The organism is Mesorhizobium sp. M7A.F.Ca.CA.002.05.1.1, assembly GCF_003998335.1.
Classification (GTDB): domain Bacteria; phylum Pseudomonadota; class Alphaproteobacteria; order Rhizobiales; family Rhizobiaceae; genus Mesorhizobium.
In genome coordinates this window covers 1-554 of the sequence record NZ_RZQI01001593.1, presented here as the reverse complement: position 1 = coordinate 554, position 554 = coordinate 1, and the positions used below count along the sequence as shown (strand labels likewise).

Here is a 554-nt window from a genome sequence, read left to right as displayed (position 1 = left end):
GGTAGAGGCCGCCGCCGACGCCGACGGCCTCTACCGGCTGTTGGTGGCGCGCGGCGTGATCGCCGATAGCACCCTGCCCGCGCCGGGTCCTTTCACCGGCTTCGTGGCGCCATTGGAAAACATCGACATGATGCCGGCGCCACGGGCCGGTGCCGTGCTCTACGACGTGAAACCCGGCGACCGCGTCGCCAGGGGCGCGCGCCTCGCCACCATCGTCCATGCACCGGGTGAAGCCGACGGCCGCACCGAGGTGTTCGCGCCGCAGGACGGCATCATCCTGACCCGCCGCTCGCGCCGCATCATCCGCGCCGGCGAGGATCTTCTGAAGCTGGTCGGCGACAGGAAGAGCACCGACGCCCGGTCGGGAACGCTGGAGGACTGACTTAACCCGAAATAGCCAGTCGCGCCTTCGCCTCCAGCCATTCCGCCATCTGCCGGTAAGGCACCGGGCCGTGGCTGATGCGGGCGACGCCGAGTTCGGCCAGCCGCTGGCGCGGCGGCACGTGCCCCAGCGCAATGATGTTGACCGGCAACGCGATTGCCTTGCAAAGCGT

At 69.7% G+C, this 554-nt stretch carries 1 protein-coding gene and 1 pseudogene; one reads left to right on the top strand and one right to left on the bottom strand.

Annotated features, from left to right (window positions below; translation table 11 throughout):
• Window positions 1–382: pseudogene (locus EN939_RS37230) on the top strand (succinylglutamate desuccinylase/aspartoacylase domain-containing protein); the annotation flags it as partial.
• 1 nt (window position 383) lies between these two features.
• On the opposite strand, the gene EN939_RS39955 reads toward EN939_RS37230, so the two are convergent.
• Window positions 384–554: isocitrate lyase/phosphoenolpyruvate mutase family protein (locus EN939_RS39955; RefSeq protein ID WP_335930826.1), on the bottom strand; the 171-nt coding region annotated here is incomplete at its 5' end.